The organism is Anabaena sp. UHCC 0204 (assembly GCF_009711975.1).
GTDB lineage: Bacteria > Cyanobacteriota > Cyanobacteriia > Cyanobacteriales > Nostocaceae > Dolichospermum.
The window spans coordinates 74,872-95,811 of the sequence record NZ_VIKW01000022.1; the positions used below are offsets into that span (position 1 = coordinate 74,872).

Annotated in this window: 12 protein-coding genes and 1 pseudogene; 2 read left to right on the plus strand and 11 right to left on the minus strand. The window is 36.7% G+C overall.

Features of this window, described 5'->3' with window-relative positions:
• Nucleotides 1–298 precede the first annotated feature (298 nt).
• The 11 genes from proC to FJR04_RS17740 form a co-directional block, all read right to left on the minus strand.
• Nucleotides 299–1,114: a pyrroline-5-carboxylate reductase gene (gene proC, locus FJR04_RS17690; RefSeq protein ID WP_168497182.1), complete on the minus strand. Its 816-nt coding sequence runs from the start codon at nt 1,112–1,114 to the stop codon at nt 299–301.
• A gap of 119 nt (nt 1,115–1,233) precedes the next feature.
• Entirely contained in the window at nt 1,234–1,833 is a 600-nt protein-coding gene (locus FJR04_RS17695) for a cell division protein SepF (protein ID WP_168497157.1), read from the minus strand.
• 367 nt (nt 1,834–2,200) lie between these two features.
• Nucleotides 2,201–2,890, minus strand: a complete 690-nt coding sequence (locus FJR04_RS17700) for a YggS family pyridoxal phosphate-dependent enzyme (protein ID WP_168497159.1) — start codon at nt 2,888–2,890, stop codon at nt 2,201–2,203.
• Complete coding sequence (pipX, locus tag FJR04_RS17705; protein WP_168497161.1) at nt 2,887–3,165, minus strand: transcriptional coactivator PipX; 279 nt, start codon at nt 3,163–3,165, stop codon at nt 2,887–2,889. Before pipX ends, FJR04_RS17700 begins: the two co-directional genes overlap by 4 nt.
• 316 nt (nt 3,166–3,481) lie before the next feature.
• Nucleotides 3,482–5,341 (minus strand): hypothetical protein, encoded by a 1,860-nt coding sequence (locus tag FJR04_RS17710; RefSeq protein WP_168497163.1) that lies wholly within the window; start codon nt 5,339–5,341, stop codon nt 3,482–3,484.
• Nucleotides 5,342–5,486: 145 nt separating this feature from the next.
• Entirely contained in the window at nt 5,487–5,777 is a 291-nt protein-coding gene (locus FJR04_RS17715) for a phosphopantetheine-binding protein (protein ID WP_168497165.1), read from the minus strand.
• The gene (locus tag FJR04_RS17720; protein ID WP_168497166.1) at nt 5,778–7,106 is read right to left on the minus strand and encodes a condensation domain-containing protein; all 1,329 of its coding nucleotides are present in this window, start codon (nt 7,104–7,106) and stop codon (nt 5,778–5,780) included.
• Nucleotides 7,107–7,190: 84 nt separating this feature from the next.
• Nucleotides 7,191–8,789, minus strand: coding sequence for a PfaD family polyunsaturated fatty acid/polyketide biosynthesis protein (locus tag FJR04_RS17725; RefSeq protein WP_371418276.1), 1,599 nt, complete (start codon nt 8,787–8,789; stop codon nt 7,191–7,193).
• Between the two features lie 94 nt (nt 8,790–8,883).
• Nucleotides 8,884–11,568 (minus strand): PfaB family protein, encoded by a 2,685-nt coding sequence (locus tag FJR04_RS17730; protein ID WP_168497168.1) that lies wholly within the window; start codon nt 11,566–11,568, stop codon nt 8,884–8,886.
• Between the two features lie 124 nt (nt 11,569–11,692).
• Entirely contained in the window at nt 11,693–18,379 is a 6,687-nt protein-coding gene (locus FJR04_RS17735) for a type I polyketide synthase (protein ID WP_168497170.1), read from the minus strand.
• A gap of 822 nt (nt 18,380–19,201) precedes the next feature.
• A complete protein-coding gene (locus FJR04_RS17740; RefSeq protein ID WP_168497172.1) occupies nt 19,202–19,384 on the minus strand; it encodes a hypothetical protein in 183 nt (60 codons plus the stop codon).
• 278 nt (nt 19,385–19,662) lie between these two features.
• Between FJR04_RS17740 and FJR04_RS17745 the strand changes: the two genes are divergently transcribed.
• Together FJR04_RS17745 and FJR04_RS17750 are read left to right on the plus strand one after the other, a co-directional pair.
• Nucleotides 19,663–19,992, plus strand: a complete 330-nt coding sequence (locus tag FJR04_RS17745; protein ID WP_168497174.1) for a hypothetical protein — start codon at nt 19,663–19,665, stop codon at nt 19,990–19,992.
• Nucleotides 19,993–20,268: 276 nt separating this feature from the next.
• Nucleotides 20,269–20,940 (plus strand): annotated as a pseudogene (locus tag FJR04_RS17750) (biotin/lipoyl-binding protein); the annotation flags it as partial.

Consider the following 20,940-nt stretch of genomic DNA (forward strand, 5'->3'; position numbering starts at 1 on the left):
GGACTTACGCAAAATTATGAAGAAACGAACCGCAGAGGACGCAGAGGACACGGAGAAAGAAGAGTTTCAGAGAGTTATTGCGTAAGTCCTAATGCTTTTTTAGGGGTTGCTGAATCAGAGTATGAAATTTAAAAATTAGATTTCTTTAACTCTTAATTCTTTGCGCCTTTGCGCCTTTGCGTGAGGCTAATTCATACATTCAATCAGCAACGCCACAAATCAAATAAGGCGGAATGAAGTCCGCCTGCGCTTAATAAATCAAGATTAACTGGTGAATTGGGATAAATAACCTCACCTATCACCCTTTTCCCAATTCCTGAGCGCGTTCTTTTGCGGCTTTGACGGCTTCGATGAGGGCGGAACGAAAGCCGGCTTTTTCTAAGGCGCTGACACCGGCAATGGTTGTACCACCGGGACTGGTGACTCTATCTTTGAGTTCAGCGGGGTGGATTTTTGTTTCTTGTAAAAGAGTGGCTGTTCCTAAAACAGTTTGTAAAGCTAGTTGTTGAGCGATCGCTCTGGGTAAACCAACAGCAACACCCCCATCGGCTAAGGCTTCTATCATTAATGCCACATAAGCCGGTCCACTACCAGATAATCCTGTCACCGCATCCATTAAGGTTTCAGAGACTTCAACTACTTCTCCCACGGCGGCAAAAATCTGTTGTGCTATTTCTTGATGATGAGGGTGAGTATAAGCACCTAGAGAAATCGCCGTGACTCCTGCTCCCACTGTAGCGGGGGTATTAGGCATAGCGCGAATTACTGGGACTTGGGGAAAAGCCGCTTCTAATTGTTTTAACGTTACACCCGCCAGTATCGAAATGATCACAGGTGAATTATCTCTGGGGAGAATATCTGCTAACTCTTGAGCTACAGCAGTAAATATTTGGGGTTTGACAGCTAACATCACCGCTGTTTGGGCTTCTTCTAAAACTAAGCTATTATCCGCTGTCACAACTACCCCATATTCCTGCTCTAAATAACTTCGCCGTGAAGCCTGGGGTTCACTGACTATAATTTCTGAGCCTGGATAAATACTACTAACAATAAGGCGGGATAATAGAGCTTCTCCCATTACCCCACCGCCAATTAAGCCAAATTTTATATTCATTTTCATTAGTCATTAGTTAGTGGTCAATTATCAATAGTTAATCATCCTTTTCTACGAGACGCTACTGCGAATACAATTAATTGGGGATTTAAAACTATGAACTAATGACTAATTTACCGTTACTGTGCCATCCGAGTCGCTTCATTTCCCCAAGTTGGAGTTGCTGTAGCTGCGGGACGAACAGGACGGGCTGCTGGTTGAGGGACTTCATGTATTAAGCCGCCTTGGGTGCTAACCTGCACACAACTGGGGGTAAACAAGAAGATGCTTTCGCCAATCCGTTCTTGATGTCCATCTAAAGCATAAGTACCACCAGCTACAAAATCAACTGCTCGTTGAGCTTGATCGGGGTCCATAATTGTCAAGTTTAATACTACTGATTTGCGCTCGCGCAGTGCTTGAATCGCTTGGGGCATTTCTTCAAATGTGCGAGGTTCAAGGACTAGAACTTCGGAGATCCCATTAATTGCGCCTGGCATACCAATAACATTACTCATAGGTTTAGATACTGTTGCTGCTACTTCATCAGTAGTTGTAGGTGGATTTTCCCGCCAACGCCGATTAGGAGGAGTAGTTTCCTGTGGGGCTGGTTGAGAGTTGTCTTGTTGATAGATGTTCTGATAACTATCGGCTGAATCAGCTTCTTCTTCGTAGTATTCGTATTCTACCTGCTCATTCAAACCCACAAAGTCCCTGAGTTTAGAAAATATATTGCTCATGTTGTACGCTCCCGGATTAAAGTTCCCCTAATTTTTCTGACTACAAGTTACATTAACGTCACTTATAGGCAGTAGTCATAACTATAGTAGATGCTGGACGTAGCAATTTTACTACTGATTGTAGCCTCTAGTAAAAGTTATCAATGATAAACAGATATTGATGTTAATGCCTGCACATTAACCTATCTGTAACAATGAGTTAAGATTATAGCCTAAGGATCATTAAAAATAAAGATGGTCGTCCCACCTTTGCAATTAAGGATTACTGATAAGGGTATTATATTTTTTGACAATTATCAATACTGGGCAATATAACTTCTCAAACTCTTGTCAATCATCTTGTCCATCACCATAGCAAAAGTCATAACTAAGAGCGTTGACCAAACAAAATTGTACCTAATCTTACCATCGTTGCTCCGGCTTGCACTGCCAACTGGTAATCTCCAGACATCCCCATGGATAAGTGCTGCATTGTAATATTGGAGTAGTGTTGTGATTGAATCTCTTGCGCTAATTCACTAGTCCGGTTAAACACATTCAATATTTCTTCATCCTCTAACCCTAGAGGGGGAATTGTCATCAAACCTTGAATTTGTAAATTTTGACATTGATTGAGTGCTGCCAAGTCAGCGAATAATTCTGGAATCATCCAACCAGATTTATTCGCATCAGGGAGAATTTTGACTTGTAAACAGACATTTGGATTCACTCCGAGTTCTTGAGCTAGAGTGTTTAAGCGTTGTGCCAGCGGCAAGTTATCAACGGAGTGAATCCATGGAAATAGTTCTAAGGCTTTTTTGGCCTTATTAGTTTGTAAATGTCCAATTAAGTGCCAGGTAATATCCGATAGTTCTTGCAACTCGGCTTGTTTACTGGCAGCTTCTTGGATACGACTTTCTGCAAAATCACGAATTCCTGCGGCATAAGCTTCCCGCATCAATTCAGTAGATACTCTTTTAGTAACAGCAATCAACCTCACTGTAGGTGGTAGTGAGGCGCGAATATTAGCAAGGCGGTGTCTAAGGCAATCGGAGCGATCGCTAATTGAACTACTCATTGGAATGTACGCTGGAAAACACTTTGAAGTTGCTCGTACTCCTGGGAGTTACCACTGCGGCGCAAAGTACGTAAACGATTTTCCAGCATCATTCTCGCTTCAGTCCTGCCAATAGGCTGAAATTTCAGGACTTTCAGATCATTTGTCACCAGAAAAAATAAGCGTTGGGCATAGAGTGTGGTAAACAGATCCTGGTTCTCATCAACCATACAGATCCTATAGAGTAAACCCCAAGTTGGATGATTTATGTAAGTTTCTGAGTTTTCTGGATTCATTTCCTAGTCAAGGTTGGGAGTATATATAGAGTGTTCCGCGATTAACTAACATTCAAAGCATAATACATCCCTTCCGCCAACATTTGTGTTGACAATGGGAAACTAAGAATCTTATTAACAGTTTCCCACCAGGAATACCACCCTTTTTTATCTTCGGTGATCAAACCTAAGTTTCTGGGGTGTTGCACGGGCTTCTTTCCATCCTGCCATAATTCTCCCTTAATGGCGCAAAGATGGACATTTATCCAGCCGGCATATAGCAGAATTTAGGACGCAGGAGCATAGCTGTCGCTGTTTCCCCCTGCCCCCTTGTCTATCACCTATTTTTCAGAGAAGGAAAATGTTTACCACCGAGTTCAATTTGTCCAGTTAAGCACCCAGTTTTTAACCTACTGATTAAATACTCTAAATCGTGGGCAATAAAGTTTGTACCATGATCTGGTTCTACTAAACTAATTAAATTCACATTATTTATTATTTGATTATCTAAATTAGCAATACCTAAAAAATTGAAAACTCCGGATTCATACGTACCACAAGGCACAGAAGGATTATTCACCCCAACACAGTATTCTTTTTCTTGAAACCAATCAAAATCAGGATAGCCATGAAAGTGAACTATGGGCGCTCCATTGGCAATTAATTCGGGCGTGTATAGAGCCGCACCTAAACTAATAGCCAACATAACATAGATATCATAAGAAGGTTTAATATCTACCTTCTTTGATTGACTTTCTAATGGTAGTTGCAAATGCAACTTATCTTGTAAACCGATGCGAAGAATATCACAATCAATATTTAAATCTGTTTTATTGCCACCAGAACGAGAACTAACTAACCAAATATCAGGTATTTGCTTAAATCTTTGTTCTGCATTAATATTCAATTTTATATAACGTCTACCTTCCGCATTTTGACGAAGTTCTTCACTACTAAATCCAACTACAGGTAATAAAGTCTCCCATTCATCAAAAGTAATTTCTGGTTTACCTACATAATGAGGAGGTTCAGCATAAGCTACAAAACCGTAAGATACCCCAGTTCTACCATTCACGATTACATCAACAATATCTCTATGGGATTTTCTCTTAATAACATCAGCTAATTTAAAGCCGCTGGGAAATAAACCGGTAGATGCTAATTCTTGCCCTAACTTGACTAAATTATGAGCATAACTTGATAAATGAGGATTATATTCCCCTACTTCAAAGCGACTAATTAACAATGGAGTAATAGGCACAAATACTTTAGGTATAAGTGATTTTAAAACAAAATCTTCAATTTCATATTGATCAAACTTAGAATCAGAAAGATTCATATTGAGAATAGAAATTTTTTCGTTAGATACACCGATCACAATTTCCGAGAAAGTCTTAATTAGTGTATTGATACCAATCCGGATTTTTTCTGTGTAAGGTGTAAGTGGACTCACAAATTTATGATCTATGTCAGTCAGAATGATTACTTGTGTATTAGTAGGATCTTCAACATATTTAGCCGCATGATCCTCAGCCCAGCTACTCAATTTAGCAATTTGAACAACAGACATTTGTTGTTTTTCTTTGAGCCAATTATAAGATAGTTTATACCAATTTTCTGCTACAAATATTCCTATTTTTCGTAACCATGAGTTCGGTCTTTCTACATCTATTACCGCATCAATATCTGATCTGACTCCTTGGATTTTAAAAGATTGATATGAATTAATAATGGGAATTTTAATTTTGTGTTGTAATTCCGTCGTTGCTTCTTTCCAAGGTATGACCTTTACACCATATTTTTGCAGACAAAACGATAATTTTTGGCGAAATTGAATAATAACCTGATTATGATAATTATTAGGTAAAGGTCTAAAAGTAACCTTTAAGTTTTCAGCCATGAACTTAGGATTAATAATTGGGGGTTGGTATCCTGCGGGTGATTCTCCAGAAAAACCACCAATTAATTTACCAATAGTTTGTAAACTAATTCCTTGAATTAATGGTTCATTGGCAACTTTAGAAGAAACATTCATCTCCTGGATTAATGCCAAAATATCTGCTTTATATGTAGATATTTCTAACTGTATTTCCGGAGTAATTACTCCCTTGGGAGAACGAATATTCAGTTTGCTATTTTCTGCCCAAAATACTACACCTTGCTGAGTTAGTTTTGCTAAAATTTCTGCTGCGTTCATAACTAAATCTCTCTTGTTTGAAAATAAGAACTTAGGAAAGAGGACACCTAGCTAAATTAGGGTTGTCCTAATCTGGCAAAGTGTCCCAATAATCAAGGAGGAAAAACTAACATACTTGTCAGAAATTAAACAGAATTTGTAGAGGTTACATCTGGATAATATCTGACTGTAAATCTTCTAATTCTTCAGATAGTCTGAGAGAAAGTTCTTCAATGGTAGGGTAATACCAAAGATGGATAAGTGATAATTTAAATCCCAGAAATTTTTCGGCTTTACTAGCTATAATCATAGTTTGTGCTGAGTCTAAACCATAGCTATCTAAAGGTTCACGAATATCTATTTCTTCGGGTACAACCCCTAGTAAAGAGGATATTTCCGCAACTAACCAAGCTTGAATTTTAGTGGTATTATCCTGATTGGAAAGATTATTGCTCATTTATGTACCTCCAGTTATTAAATAAGGGAATGAGATTTCCCGAATATAAGAAATACAATGATCAACAATGTTTTCCATAGTTTTTCGCTGAAGTGAAGGTTGAGAAAATACAAAATTTAGGTTCATTTTTTCCTGAAATGTAGCCGCATGAACAATAAACATTCCTGCTGATAAAGCATGAGAACCAGCAAAACTAATTTCTTCTATTTCTAATTCCCCATACTGATGAGGAATCTTGACTTTACCAACATTAGAAACAGAAACCGTAGCAGATACTTGATTTGGGAATAACAAAGAGAAATCTATAAGTTGTTTAGCTAAAGATATCATTTGAAAAATCTCTCCTTGTTTAATTTGTCTAGTTAAAGTATCTTGTACTTGCCGAGCTAACTCCCAAATAGAAATGTTATTTGTAATTTTATAAAATCCCATTAAAGAGCCTGCTAAAACTGTCATATTTTCTTCGCTGATTGCAGGTTGTAAGCGTCTTCTTAAATCCAAATATGATAAACAACTTACTTGGATATTATTTTCTGTACTTTTTATAAGTTGCCTAGATACTGTCAACAGTAAGGCTGCACATAAAGCACTTTGTACTGTAGTATTTTCCTGTTTGCATTGCTGAATAAACTGTTGTGTTGATTTTTGATTCAATTGTCTGTGAATAATTTCACAACGACGCTGAGAAATGGGAACATACTTTTCTACTGGTAATGTTTTTGGTTGATTCCAGTATTTTTTAAATGCAATCTTTAATAGTAAATAAATTCTACCTATCTTTCCTTGGAAACTATTTGTCCAAGCAGGTAACAATTTTTCAATTGGGGGTAGAGCTTCTAACTTAGTAACGGCTTTAATTGACTCACCCGCGGTAATTTTATGACAATAAGTTAAAATTTCTGAATGCAGTTGGATGCTTGACAAACCATCGGTAATTGCATGATGAGTAGTTGTAATTAGATAATTAATATTTTCTTGATTTTCTACTTTTACAAGTACAACTCTCATTAAATATTTACTACTATCAATTACCTGATTCATTTCTGCATTAACAACTTCTTCCCATTCATGAATATCCACAATATTAACAAGTTGAAAAGGAAGTTTTCCTGTACCTGCGGACTGAAAATAGTAGGAATTTCTAAAATTAATAATGTGATAATTTAGCGCAGGATGACGAGATTGAATCATCTCTAAAGACTGTTTCAAAACTGTATCTTCAATAGTTCCTTTAATCCGGCTAATAGTAACTAAATTCCATGTTTTAGCCCGGTGATTCAAAATTTCCATTGTTTGTTCTATATGTCCCAATTTTCTATTTACAGCCATATTGATCACCTTTGGCTAAATGAGAATTTTCAAAATTGTTGGTAGTGAGGGATTTATCCCTCACTTATAGCACTCAAGTGCTAACTACAAACTTTGTGGATGATATTGGCTGTATTCTTCTGGCATTTGTAAACCTTGAACTTTTAAATTTTGAATGCGATATAAATAAGCTGCTCCTGTCATAATTTGATCAGCTACATCCACTACTCGACGATTATTGATATCAGCTAAATAAGAACCACGTACCCAATTATTAAAACTACCCATTGCTGGACCACACCAGATTTGATAATCTATTTCCCGACCTTTTTCTCCAGTATTAGACCACCGAGAAGATAATCCTAAATACCAGCGAAATATTAACGCCATTTTTAGCTTAGGATTGTTAGTTGCTTTACTTAATTTCTCTGGATTACGTTGGGATAAATAAGTAGATGTTTCTTGCCAAATTTCCGCAATTGTTTTTCGCAAAATTTGTTTTTCTAACTTTTCTATTTCATCTGGGGGAATTTCGGTAATTGAATTATAATTTCTGTATAATTCCCATAATTTTTGAGCGCGGAGAGGGAAGAGAGTTCCCCGTTTGAGAACTTGCAATTTTACGCCCATTTCAAACATATCAGCCGCTGGAGCCATCATTACATCAGTCATTTCTGCTTCAGCTAAAAGCTTTTTTGTATATTCAGAAGTACCAGCTTCAACGCAAGCTTGATTAATAGAACCTGTGACAATATAGGCTGCACCCATCATAAAAGCGGCTAGTGCTGATTGGGGTGTAGAAATTCCGCCAGCTACACCAATTCTTACAGGTTGTTCATAACCATATTGACGCTGAATTTCATCTCTTAATTCTAAGATAGAAGGTAATAAACAAACTAAGGGACGATTATCTGTATGTCCTCCTGAATCTGCTTCTACGGTAATATCATCAGCTATGGGAATTTTAGCAGCTAGAGTTGCTTGTAATTCACTAATTAATCCTTTTTCAACTAATTGTGACAGAATTTTTATGGGTGCAGGTTGGAGAAATTTAGTTGCAACTTCTCGACGGGAAACTTTGGCGATGATTTTATTTTTAATTTCGATTTGATTAGCTGAATTTAAACTGAGTCCAGCCGCTCGATAGTAGACTATATTATCAGTCAAATCTAAAAATGCAGAGGCTTCAATGATGCGGATTTGATGCTGTAAATATAAATCAATTAATCGCCGTTCAATAGCTGGTTCACTAGGGCTATGAAGTAAGTTAAAAGCATAAGGTTTGTTATGTAAAGCTTGTTGAATTTTATGAATAGCTGTTTCTACACGGGAAGGAGATAAACCTCCTGCACCAAATGAGCTTAAAACATTTGCTTTTCCCAGGGCAATAACCATTTCTTCAGATGCAATACCTTGAGCCATTGCTCCAGTTGCATAAGCATATTTTACACCATAAAATTCTAGAAAGCTTGGATCACCTAATTGATGAAAGCCGATAGCAGGAACAGATAAAAGCATTTCCAACTGATTACTGTTACCATTAATAGCATAGGATAAACTTCCCTGATTGCTAATACCAATTAGTCCTTCTTTATTCAGAATATAACAAGGGTAATCCAAATTCATCAGTTTACTTTTAATGTTTTTTGCATCAAATGATACGGTATTTAAATCACCTTTCCATGCTTGATAATTGTTATTCATTGAATAAGGAAACTTAAGTTGATGTTGATTCAACATCTTTGATGAATTAAACACGCTATTTAACCTCCACTAATTTTGTAAATTTTGACTATTTCTACTTTGTAGTTTTTGCTTGTATAACCATTCTTTTGTATAAATCTAGCTGCTGTTGGAGAAATAAACTTAGTTGTTGCAGTGATGTTTGACGGGACTGCAATAAAAAATCGTGTGCTTTGGCTAGACGGGCATTGTTATCATGTAATTCTGGATAGTGAGGAATTGATTTAAGCCTGTGTTCATAATTAAATAAAGAAGGATTTGGTAGAATTGACTGATTTTTAGCGGGAATATTTTGATCCAATTTGATATTTGGCAGAGAATATAAAGGTGATAAATCTAACTCAACTCGATGACTAAACAGCTTGGCTAATGCTTTGATAATAGAAGTATGATCATCTACACCTCGACGATTCAGAGATACAGTCAGATGTTCTTTTTGTTTGAGGATTTCGCTAATCCAGCGACTACAATTACTGCCAACACCAACTTCAATAAAAATTCTGATGTTGTCATTATAAACATGATTGACTAAACGAGGAAAATCAAGTTGTTGGCACAGGGACTTGGCAATATTTTTACCGATTAAATGACTATCAATTTCGACGGTTGCGTATTCTGCGGCAGAATAGAAAGTTGTTTTTGAATTTGTTTGAGTGGGTAGGGTATTAACTTTGACAAATTCATCATATTCAGAGTGCATTGGTTCACAATGAATTACATGATTAATTGATGTCGGAAAAGCGTCACATTTTAAAGTTTCAATAACTCTTTTGCAAGCTTGAGTTTCACCAGCAATTACTACTTCTTCAGGTGTATTAATTAAAGGCATATAAACCTGTTGTTCATTTTTGAGAACTTCTCGCACCTGGGACGCAGAACATATTAAAATGTAGTTACTCCAAAATTCTTCACTTTTACCTTCATGAATTAGCGGTAATCCCCAATGCTGACGAACTGCATTTTTAGGTCCAGATAATTGAGTTCTAAATAGAGGGGATGAATTCAAATAATCACTGGTACTCTTGAAGCTAGTCCAAATACCTTGTGCTAACATCATACTAGTTTCACCAAGGCTATATCCAAAAGCATAAGGGGATTGAATCTGAAAATAATTTTTGAGAATTGCTGTCATCAATCCTGCTAAACCAACTTCTGATTCCAGCATAGAAACTGGATCATCTATTAATTTTTGTTCGATAGTTTCTAATGTTCTTTTGGATAATTTATTGATGCTACGAGGATAGAGAATTTTTTCAATGTTAGCGACTCGATTGTAAACACTTCTAATTACAACATCATCATACAATTGGGGGAAAAGACGGAAAATATTTCTTCCTATTCCGATATAAGAAGTAAAAGATCCGGGATAAACAAAAGCAACATGACCTTTTTTTCCTTGGGGTTTAACTGTAAAATAACTACCAAGTGGAGTTTGCCAATCTTTGCCAGTCTCAAAAGCAATATTTACGCCCTGAATTGCCCTTTCAATCTCTCGGTTTAATTCTTCTGGATGTCGGGCAAGAATAGCTAAGGCATAGGTTGATTTTTGATACTTTTGATATTGTTGGAAATGATGAATTGCTAGTTGAGATAAAGAAGAGAAATCTGAAAGATTTTGTTGAAATGCAGTAATTTGTGCTAATAAAGAAGAGCGATCGCCAGCAGCAATAGTAAATAAATAATAAGGCATTTCTTCCAAATATTTACTACTGCGTTCTATTTGGCTAAGTTCTTCTGATAAAATTAAATGTCCATAAGTATTATCTTCCTCCATAATATTTACCGCCGCTACTCTTTTAGTCGCACCAGATTCTAAAAACCAAGGTTTTGATTCTGTCGCTACATAAAATGGACTTCTGCGCCAAATCTCTGGCTGTTGAGGATTGCACCATTGAGGAACAGCAGGAATATAGCGATGATATAAACAAAGTGCGGTTTTAATGATGCTAAATATACCTGCTGTGGCTTGTGTGTTGCCAATATTAGCTTTAACACTACCAAGTCCACAACTGAGATTTTCTTCCTCACTCTGATAGGCTGATATTAAACCTTGAATTTCTGCTGTATCTGCGTCGGGAATGCCACTAGCAACAACTTCTAAATAACCAATATCTGCGGCTTTGATATCTGCCATTTGAAAGGCTTTGTGACAAGCTTGAGTAACAGCTTCTGGATGAAGTGCAGAATGTTTGACAACACTTAATCCATCAATGACTGCATATATGCAATGGTTTTGTTGCTTGGCTGTTTCATGTAGTTCTAAGACTACTGCGGCTGCACCTGCTGTTTTTATGATGCCTTTAGCGTTTTCTTCATAACTAAAAGTATGTACACCTATGTTAATTTCTGGAGGGTTATTTTTATCTATGCCTACAATTAAAACAGCTTCTACTTGCTGTGTAGTTAATAATTTTTGACTTAAATGCAAAGCTGATAAAATAGATTTTTCTTCGGCGAAAAATGCTAATTCAGCAGAGATATAATTAGCTAATTTGGCTGAATCTTCTGTGGGAGAAATGGTAATTAATGCTAGGGTTGTTTCTGGTTTAATTTTAGCATTTTCTAAAGCAGAATTGATAATTTTTCGATTGAGAGGAGTTGATGGCTCATTTTCAGATGTAACTGGACTTTGTTTACCTTCATAAATTAGACGTTCAAATTTAGTTAATGTTGATGAATTACTGATCACGCAATCCATACCGATAATTGCTAATTTTTGATTTTGTTGCATTGGTATCATGATAATTCTCCATTTTGAGAAACGTTTGGATTGAAGGTATATTTCAGAGAATGCAGAGAACAGGAGGTTTTTTTGCGTAGTTTCTAATTCTTAAACTCTCTCTGTACCTCTGCATGAAAAATAGCTAATATTTGGCGATTTGATTCGGTAAAATTGTTCCTTTTGCGCCAATCATCCGATTATAAATTTGTCCTTGGCGATTATAGGTAATCACATCTGTAATGACTGATGATTCTGTTTTTGATTGGACTTCACAAGTTACATAAAATGTTTCACCAAAGGGAACTTTTGCAAACTGTTCAAAGTTCTTAATTTCTGATGGTAAACAGCCAACTTGATGAAAGTGTTGTGTCCAAACCCAAAGGGAATGAATCTGGACATCTGCTATGTAGGGATTGAATGTTTGAACGGGAAATTGTCCCTGTTGCTGTGCTGTTGGTTCTGCTAAACAGCATTCAATAGTCATTTTACTGGGGCTGGTATTGAGAACTGCTTTTACACCTTGAAAGGTGATTCCATGAAATAGACTAGCAGCATTTATTTGATAAAGTTCTTGATTTGTTTTCAGGAAGTTTTCATCCTGATTAAAATTCAGGTTTCCATAGTTGGGTGGTGTAGGAATTTCCCGCTTGAGAATCAGATTGGTACTGAAGTGATATCGGGTTTTTTCGTCTGGTGTCTTACTGCTAATCTTAACAGCAAATTCTATTTCCTGATTTTCAGTTTTAGCAAGTTCTTGAATTTCTAAAATATATTCACTTGCTAAGGTTTGATCAAAAACTATGCCTTTTAAGACTTTGAAATTGGGAGAACTAAAGGCTGTAAACCCAGGATATAGTTGTTCACAAGCATTAGTCATCCATAATAACCCACAAGTCGCAGGAAGTACGGGACGATTAGCGATTACATGATCATGTAAAAATGGGTTTTCTGCTAATGTTAATCGGCGTTTAATCCGATAAGTTTTTAACTCAGGGGATAAACTAGCAGGAACATAAACTAAGGGACTACCAATTACTAATTGAACTGGATCTTGATTAGCATTTGTTAGTTCATTAATTAACATTTGTGTCCCTGTTTCTATGGGAATAGTTTCAATTCCTCTTTCCGCGAAAGCTTTCTTTAATTCTGCTGATACCATGCCACTTTCCCAAGGTCCCCAGTTAATAGCCATGACATGACAATTGGGGTAATTATGTTTAATTAAATGGGCAGATTTATTGAGAATTTCATTTGCTATGGCATAATCGGATTGTCCTACATTCCCATAAAATCCAACTACGGAAGAAAACAAAACTAAATATTGCAATTGACTTGCTGGTACACAATGGAGAAGATTTTCCAAACCTTTAACTTTGGCTGCATAAACATTTTCAAAATCCTGAATTGATTTTTTCTCAATGCGTTTATCAGCTAGGTTTCCTGCACCATGAATGATACCAGTTACCGGACCAAAACGTTCAATTACATCTGCAAGTTTTGATTCTAGTATTGCTGTGTCGGTAATATCTACACTTAAATATTCTGCTTTTCCTCCGGCTTTGGCAATTTCTTGAAGAGTGTTATGAATTTCTCGCTGTGAGGAAATTACCTGATACTTTTTCTGTACCATTATTGGTGTAGGTTTTTCCCCTTGGGCTTGGAAATTTTCTAGAATTCGCTGTTTTAATTCTCCTTCACTTTTGCAATCTTCTGTCCAAACTGGTTCAGGTTCTGTACTGGAACGCCCTAAAAGAATAAATTTACATTGATATTGTTGGGCGATTTTAATTACACATTGGGCGGTGATTCCTTTTGCGCCACCACTGACTATAAATACTTGGTCTTTGCTAATTGGTAGGGGAAAATTAGTGGTTGCTAATGGGGTAGAATCGGCAATTAAGGTAACTCTACCTTTGCTGCTATATCCTACTTCTTGAATTAACAAGTTGGGGTCATGAATTTCAGCAAGAATATGTTTTACAGATGTGTCTGAATCTAAGTCTGGATTTAAGTCAAGGGAACGACAAAATACATTTTCCCATTCTTGGTTAATACTCTTACTAAGTCCGAATAATCCCCCAGCAATTGCACTAAAATTATGTGTCTCTCCTAATCCAAATTCTCCATCTAAACGGGCTACGTTAATAAAACAACTACGTCCTAAATTTGCGGCTTGATTAAGTGGTTCTTTTAGGTACTTGGCGATGAGAAAAACATGAAGAAGAATAGATTTCTCTATTTCTAATTGATTGACTGGGTGGAGGTGAATAAATGCAGCTACAGTACCATAATTATCAGCAATTTGATTTAACTGTTGTTGTAAGCTGTCTTCATACCAATCAGTTAAAACTACTCTATTGATTTTTTCTGTAACTGTTGACTGGATCCCAGGAAAAATTAAAATTACCGTTTTCCAACCTTTAGCTATTAAGCTTTCGGCTAATTTCTCTGTAGTAGAAGAACCATCATCAGTTATTAAGACAATGTGGTTTTCAGGAATGGAAAATTCTAAACTATCTGGGATGGGAAGTTGCTGTAATTTGGCAATACTACGGCGGATATTTCCAGGGGATGTAGTGGTGGTGATCTCTGCTATTTCTTGATGAGATAACTGAGTCATTCCCTGGGCTTGCTGCTGCATATAATCAGCGATTTCGCCTAAAGTTCTCAATTCTCCAATTTCTTCAGGATTGGGTTTAGGTAAGTCGGGATATAGTTCTAATAAACCTCCCAAAATTTCGACTCGTTTGATAGAATCAATTCCTAAATCTGCTTCCATATCCATTGACAGTTCTAGCATTTCTACCGGATAACCTGTCTTTTCACTGACAACTGTCAGCAGAATATGACTTAGATTTTCGGGAATTTCTATTGCTGTTTTCTGTTCCTGAATTCCAGGTGTAGATGTTATTAATTCCGGTTGAGGAACTTCTAGTAATACCTCTGTGGTAATACAATCTGTGGATATTTCCACTTGTTGTTTCAGTGTATCTGGAACTAAAGTTTGCATATATTCTGCAATTTGTTCCAATGTTCTTAATTGACCTAATTCTTCAGGGTTAGGTTGAGGTAAATCAGGATACAGTTCTAATAAACCTCCCAAAATTTCTACCCGTTTGATAGAATCAATTCCCAAATCTGCTTCCATATCCATTGACAGTTCTAACATTTCTACTGGGTAGCCTGTTTTTTCACTGACGACGGTTAGCAGAGTTTGACTAAGGGTAGCTTTATCTATATTAATTGGGGCTTTGGGAACTACGGTAATGGTTTTTTGATCATCTTTGAGTTCCTCTTTTACTTGGGGAGAAGAAATAATTTTAGGGGTTGAGAAATGATCGGATTGAGGATGATTTACATAGTTGATGACTCTGTTTTCTGGAGTCAATAAATGATAATGTTGTTGCAGAAGTTCAAAGTAATGCTGGGTGTATTCTTGTTGATATTTGAGATATTGTTCATGAATGCGGAGGGTATCACCTTGATGATCATGAAACCGCATCATATTCCGTTCAGAACTGGAAATTGCGAGTTGTTGAGTTGTGGATTGATGTTCTGTAACTTCAGTATTTCCTAATAATGAATACTGTTGTTGCATTAGTTGAGAAAATGCCTTTGTGTATTCTGTTTGATTTTGCAAAGATTGTTCATGAACGTGAATAATATCACTTTGTTGTCGGCCAAATTCGGCGATAAAATTTTCTAAGCTGTGAATAACCTTTTCATAATTTTGCGGATGAACTTCAACTTGATCTAATTTGTCGTTAACAGAGATTTGGTGATTTTCTGGAACTATGGGTTTGGGCGAGGGAGATACTACTTCCAGATGATGATCATTTTCTAAAGCTTTCGCAAAGGCTTTTTGAGTTTTTTCAGTAATGTTGGTACTATTTAACCGCACATTTAAAACTTTTTTGGGAGGAACTTCGGGAATTTTAGTGGTGACTTGATAGGGGTCTGGATTTTGCAAAGATAATCCAGCTACCTGTAATTGAACTATTGCTTCTCGGAGAGTGCGATCGCTATTTTTGGTATGATTGGCATTTACAGCTATAGCCATGTGGGGTTTATCCCTAAGAATTTCTTTTACTAAGTTGGTAAGGACATTTTTGGGTCCAAATTCTACAAAACAATAACCACCAGCAGCATAGATATTTTCAATCTCTTGCTGAAATAATACCTGATTTAACAATTGTTCTTTGAGGATTTTCTGAATAACATGGGGTTCTTGAGGATAACATCCACCTGTAACATTGGTATAAACTGGAATTTGTGCTTCGTTGAAATTTACCTTTTCAATAGCTTGGGCAAAAGGTTTTTGGGCATGAGATACTAATGGTGTATGAAATGCTGCGGAAACTCCTAATAAAAAAGTAGAAAACCCTTGATTTTTAAGGACTTCTTGAACTTGACTAATTGCAACTTTTTTCCCAGCTAATACTACTTGCTGCTGAGAATTTTTATTAGCAATTGCTACTTGGGGAAAGTTTTTAATTACTTCCGTAATCTGACTAATATCTCCCTTAACAGCTAACATTCCCCCCGCATCAAAATCTGAATTTGCAGGTGCAGCCATAGCTTGTCCTCTAGCTTTAACTAAGAACAAATAATCTTCTTCACTTAACACACCTGCAACCCACAAAGCTGTTAATTCTCCAAAGCTATGACCGGCAACAAAATCGGGTTTAAATCCAGCTTGTTGCAATATTTTATATAATCCGGCACTAAAAACGCCAATTGCTGGTTGTGCATATTCAGTTTTCTGTAATGTTTCTAACTGAATTTGCTTTTGTTGTTGCTCAAAAACGGGCTGTGGAAATACTATGGCTGATAAGGGGTGTAACCCATCTTCACAAAGGAGGCTATCCATGTGACTATAAGTTTGGCGTAAGCAAGGGAAATTCATGACCAATTCCCGCCCCATTTCTAGGTATTGTGAACCTTGTCCAGAAAACAAAGCTACCACTTTACCTGTCGTATCTAGCCCTGTTTGGCGGTAGTAAATCCCTTGAGGGTGTTCCCATGATTCGGCTTCGGGCTTGTGTTTCAGCCCTTCTATGACAACTTGCAAAAATTTCTCTGCTTGCGCTAAATTATTAGCTACAAAGCCAACTCTGGCATAATTAACAGGAATTTCCCCGGTTTGGCACTCCGTAATCAATTCTTGGTAGTGTTTTTCTTTACCTTCAGTCTGCAATTGTTGCTGGATTTGTTGACAACGTGATAGCAACTCTGAAGGGGTAGGGGCAAACAACAGTAGGGATTGTGGAGTATGATGTAATCGGTAAGGGTGATGATGTTCATGTTGGTACTCTTCCATAACAACGTGATAATTAGTACCACCGAAACCAAAGGCGCTGACTCCCGCCCTTCGCGGTTGAGTAGGATGACTTACCCAAGGTCTCGTCTCAGTATTTAAGTAAAACGGCGAGTTCTCAATATCGAGTTTGGGATGGGGTTTGGTAACATTAATGGTAGGTGGTAAGACTTTGTGATGCAGCGCCAAAGCCGCTTTAATGAGACTAGCTGCACCTGCTGCCGCTTTGGTATGTCCAATTTGTGATTTTACCGTTCCCAAGGCAATATGCTGTTTTTTCGGGTTATTTTCCCCAAAAACGGCAGTAATTGAGGTAAATTCTGTGGGATCTCCTACCATCGTTCCCGTACCATGTGCTTCAATTAAACCCACACTAGCAGGGGAAACTCCTGCGTCCGAATAAGCACGAGTTAAGGCGTTGATTTGACCTTCGGGACGGGGCGCATATATACTTTTATACTTACCATCGCTAGAACTACCGACACCTTTAATGACTGCATAGATGCGATCGCCATCTCGTTGAGCATCTTCTAGGCGCTTGAGTACCAGCATTCCCACACCTTCACCCAACATCATCCCATCAGCCTCAGCATCAAAGGGTTTTACCTTATCCCCAGGGGAAACAGCAGGGGTTTTACTGAAACACATATAGGCAAAAATTGAGTTATCGGTATCCACACCGCCAGTTATCATCATGTCGGCGCGATGTTCTACCAATTCGCTAATAGCCATTCTCAACGCACCCAAGGAACTCGCGCAAGCTGCATCAACTACACAGTTCATTCCCCCTAAATCTAGCCTGTTAGCAATGCGTCCAGAAATCACATTAGCTAACATTCCGGGGAAGGCATTTTCTTCCCATTGCACATATCCACTTTTGAGTTTTTCAATAATTTTTTGGCTATCTTCATCAGATAAACCACTATTTTTCAGGACTTTTTCCCAAACTGGATATTGCAACCTTGCACCCAAAGGAACAGCCAATTGTCTACCAATTGCTACTCCTAATATTACCCCAGTTCGTTCATGATTAAATTGGCGAGATGCACCATAACCAGCATCTTCCATTGCCTCTTTTGCTACTACTAAACCGAGTAATTGAGAGATATCTGTCACCTCTAAAATGTTTGGCGGTAAACCAAAATCCATGGGATTAAAATCAATATCTGGTAAAAAACCACCCCGTTTACAATAAGTTTTATCTGGTGCTTTGGGGTCAGGATCATAATAATCATCTATATGCCATCGGGAAGCAGGAATATCGGTAATACAATCAATTTTTTGAATAATATTTTGCCAATATTCCTGTAAATTTTTCGCTTGGGGGAAAATAGAAGCCATCCCAATAATTGCCACATTAGTTGTTTGCAACTTGGTATTAATTTCACTAATCATCTTTGTGGTATCAGGCATATTCTTTTTCACCATTATCATCTTGAGTACAGACTTTTCACAGTTACTAATTTCAGCTTGCAACTGTGCGAAAGCAGCTTCAAATTTGGAAGCAGCCATGATCTTATTTCACTATTTTGCTCAGGATATCTAGAAGTTAACCGCAGTTTATTTTGTGCTTAGAATCTGATATTTTTCATCCACTTGAGTGAAGAAGTGCTAAAAAATATAGGTTTGATGATGGCGATAAGTTCTGAATAAATAAACCCATATATATTATTTTTCAGCATTAAACTAACACTCAGAAAGTGGATAATTGATGATTGGCTATAAATTAAGACAATGAATCTTGTGGCGGTTAAATATGGATTAGGCTAGTTTATTCTGTAGCCAATAAATTATTTGCCCTTTGTATTAACCTTAGTTTGGTGACAACTCTATCACAACTCATAGGCAACTTACGTGCAACTTTTAAAAAGTCTTGCAAATGTAAAATTGATAGAGTCGCAGAAGAAATAAGAATATATTTGCTTATCCAATTACAGCAATTATTATCTAAGTTTTAGCCATTTTGACAGAAGTTGCATATATATTGCATATCAATACTGTTCGGTTAAGGATTTTGGGGCGTTGCTGATTAAAAGTATGATTTTGTTATGCCTACGGCACGCTGCGCGAACACGCAGAGGCGCAGAGTCTACAGAGAGTAAGAGTTTGAAATCATTGATTTTTGAATTTCATACCATAATTCAGCAACGCCGATTTTGGTAGGTTGGGTTAACCGATAAGTATTGTATTGCATATTATTAAATTAAAATTCAGAATGAATTCCTGACAACTGGTGAATATGGAGAGAAATCATCAACGATATTCAAAAAAAAACAATTTTTCTGAAAATACAAGATAATTTACATTGAGATAAATATAAGTTTTAGTCTGTAATTATTGTTTGATAGTTTCTAACCCTAAATAGTCAATTACTACATCTATCTCCAGAAAGATTTTCTTGTCTTTGTAAAAATAGTCACTACTAAATATATCTAAGGAATTAAAAAAATATTTTTTATGTTCTAAAGTCGAAAATTTGAGATAATGAAAAACATGATAAATAACATCTATTTCCATGTAAACAATATCAAGAATATGTAAAGCAAAATCATCTATATAAATCCTCTAGGATTTATGCAGAAATTACCATTAATTAATTTCTGTCTTTCCTGTTTCCCAATTGTTGCATATAACTTGAAATTCGGAAAAAAGCAGTTTATTCTATGTGATAAATCAGGGAAATTTAGACTGTCAATCATATACAGTCTTTCAGCATAAATTCATGCAATTTAATCGTATTGCATTATTTGGCTTCTGCAATATTGGACTTACAAAAACTATAAGGAATTGCTGGTATGAGACTATCTGAATTAGATCCACTCATCCCACTGAATGAGTTACGTGAAGACCTCCTCAAATTACCAAAAGGTTACTCATTTTATGAAGATGAATTAGTAGACTTTTTATCACGGAGAAGATGGCCTGAAAGCAATCGTCGAATTGATAGAACAACCTTTTGGCGGTGGCGTAGTGACAACGGGATTGAACATCAAAAAATATTCAGTCGCTTGGATCTTCTTAAATTGTGTCAAATTTGTGATCATTATCGAGTAGATGGAACGCGCAGTGAATACTTGGCAATTATGCGGAAGAGAAAAGAAAAAGAGGTAGTCCTAAATAAATAAACTTTTGATATTGGTAATCGGTAATAGCTACCAACTAATTACCAATTACCTATCAAGAGTTTAGGCATTAAATATTTTATCTAATCACTAGTTGATCAGAATTACTAACTAATTTTTGTGGTGAGAACTTTAGATATAGTTGGAATACTAAAATCTTACTACAAATATCATACTGCTACTAAAAGTTGTCAGGAGATGCTATCAAGTGTACTGGCTTTTCTGTCTCTTCTTGAGAGTCAGAATTACTGTCATATTCCTAATTTAAAAAACAAAATTATGGTACACAAAGAAAAGCACTCATTCATAAAACCTGTGAGTTTGTGGCCACTAATATTCGCAAGTGCGGGTGTTGTAGCTACTGGTGTAATATCTATCTATAGTTTTTTATATTTTCAGGAAACTTCTAAATCAGTTTCTCCAGTATCTTCTAGCATTTCTAACCCCTTACCTACTATGACTGCTATTGCGGCTTTAGGACGTTTAGAACCCCAAGGAGAAGTGATTCGTTTATCTGCGCCTAATTCTCAAACAGGGATAAGAGTTGATAAACTTCTAGTCAAAAAAGGAGACAAAATCCGCAAGGGACAAGTAGTAGCAATTCTTGACAGTTATGGTCCTAATCTTGCAGCTTTAGAAAAAGCAAAACGACAAGTAGATGTTAATCAAGCTAATTTTCAACAAGTAGCAGCAGGGGCAAAAACAGGTGATATTTCTGCTCAAAAAGCCACAATTTCTCGTTTAGAAGCTGAATTAAGGGGATCAGTTTTTACTCAAAAAGCGACAATTGCTCGTTTGGAAGCGGAATTAAAAAATTCCGAAACTGAAAATCAACGATATCAAAAATTATATCAAGATGGTGCTATTTCTGCTTCTGATGCAGATACGAAAAGGTTACGCAGGGATACTGTCCAAGAACAACTTAATGAAGCTAATGCTAGTCTGCAACGT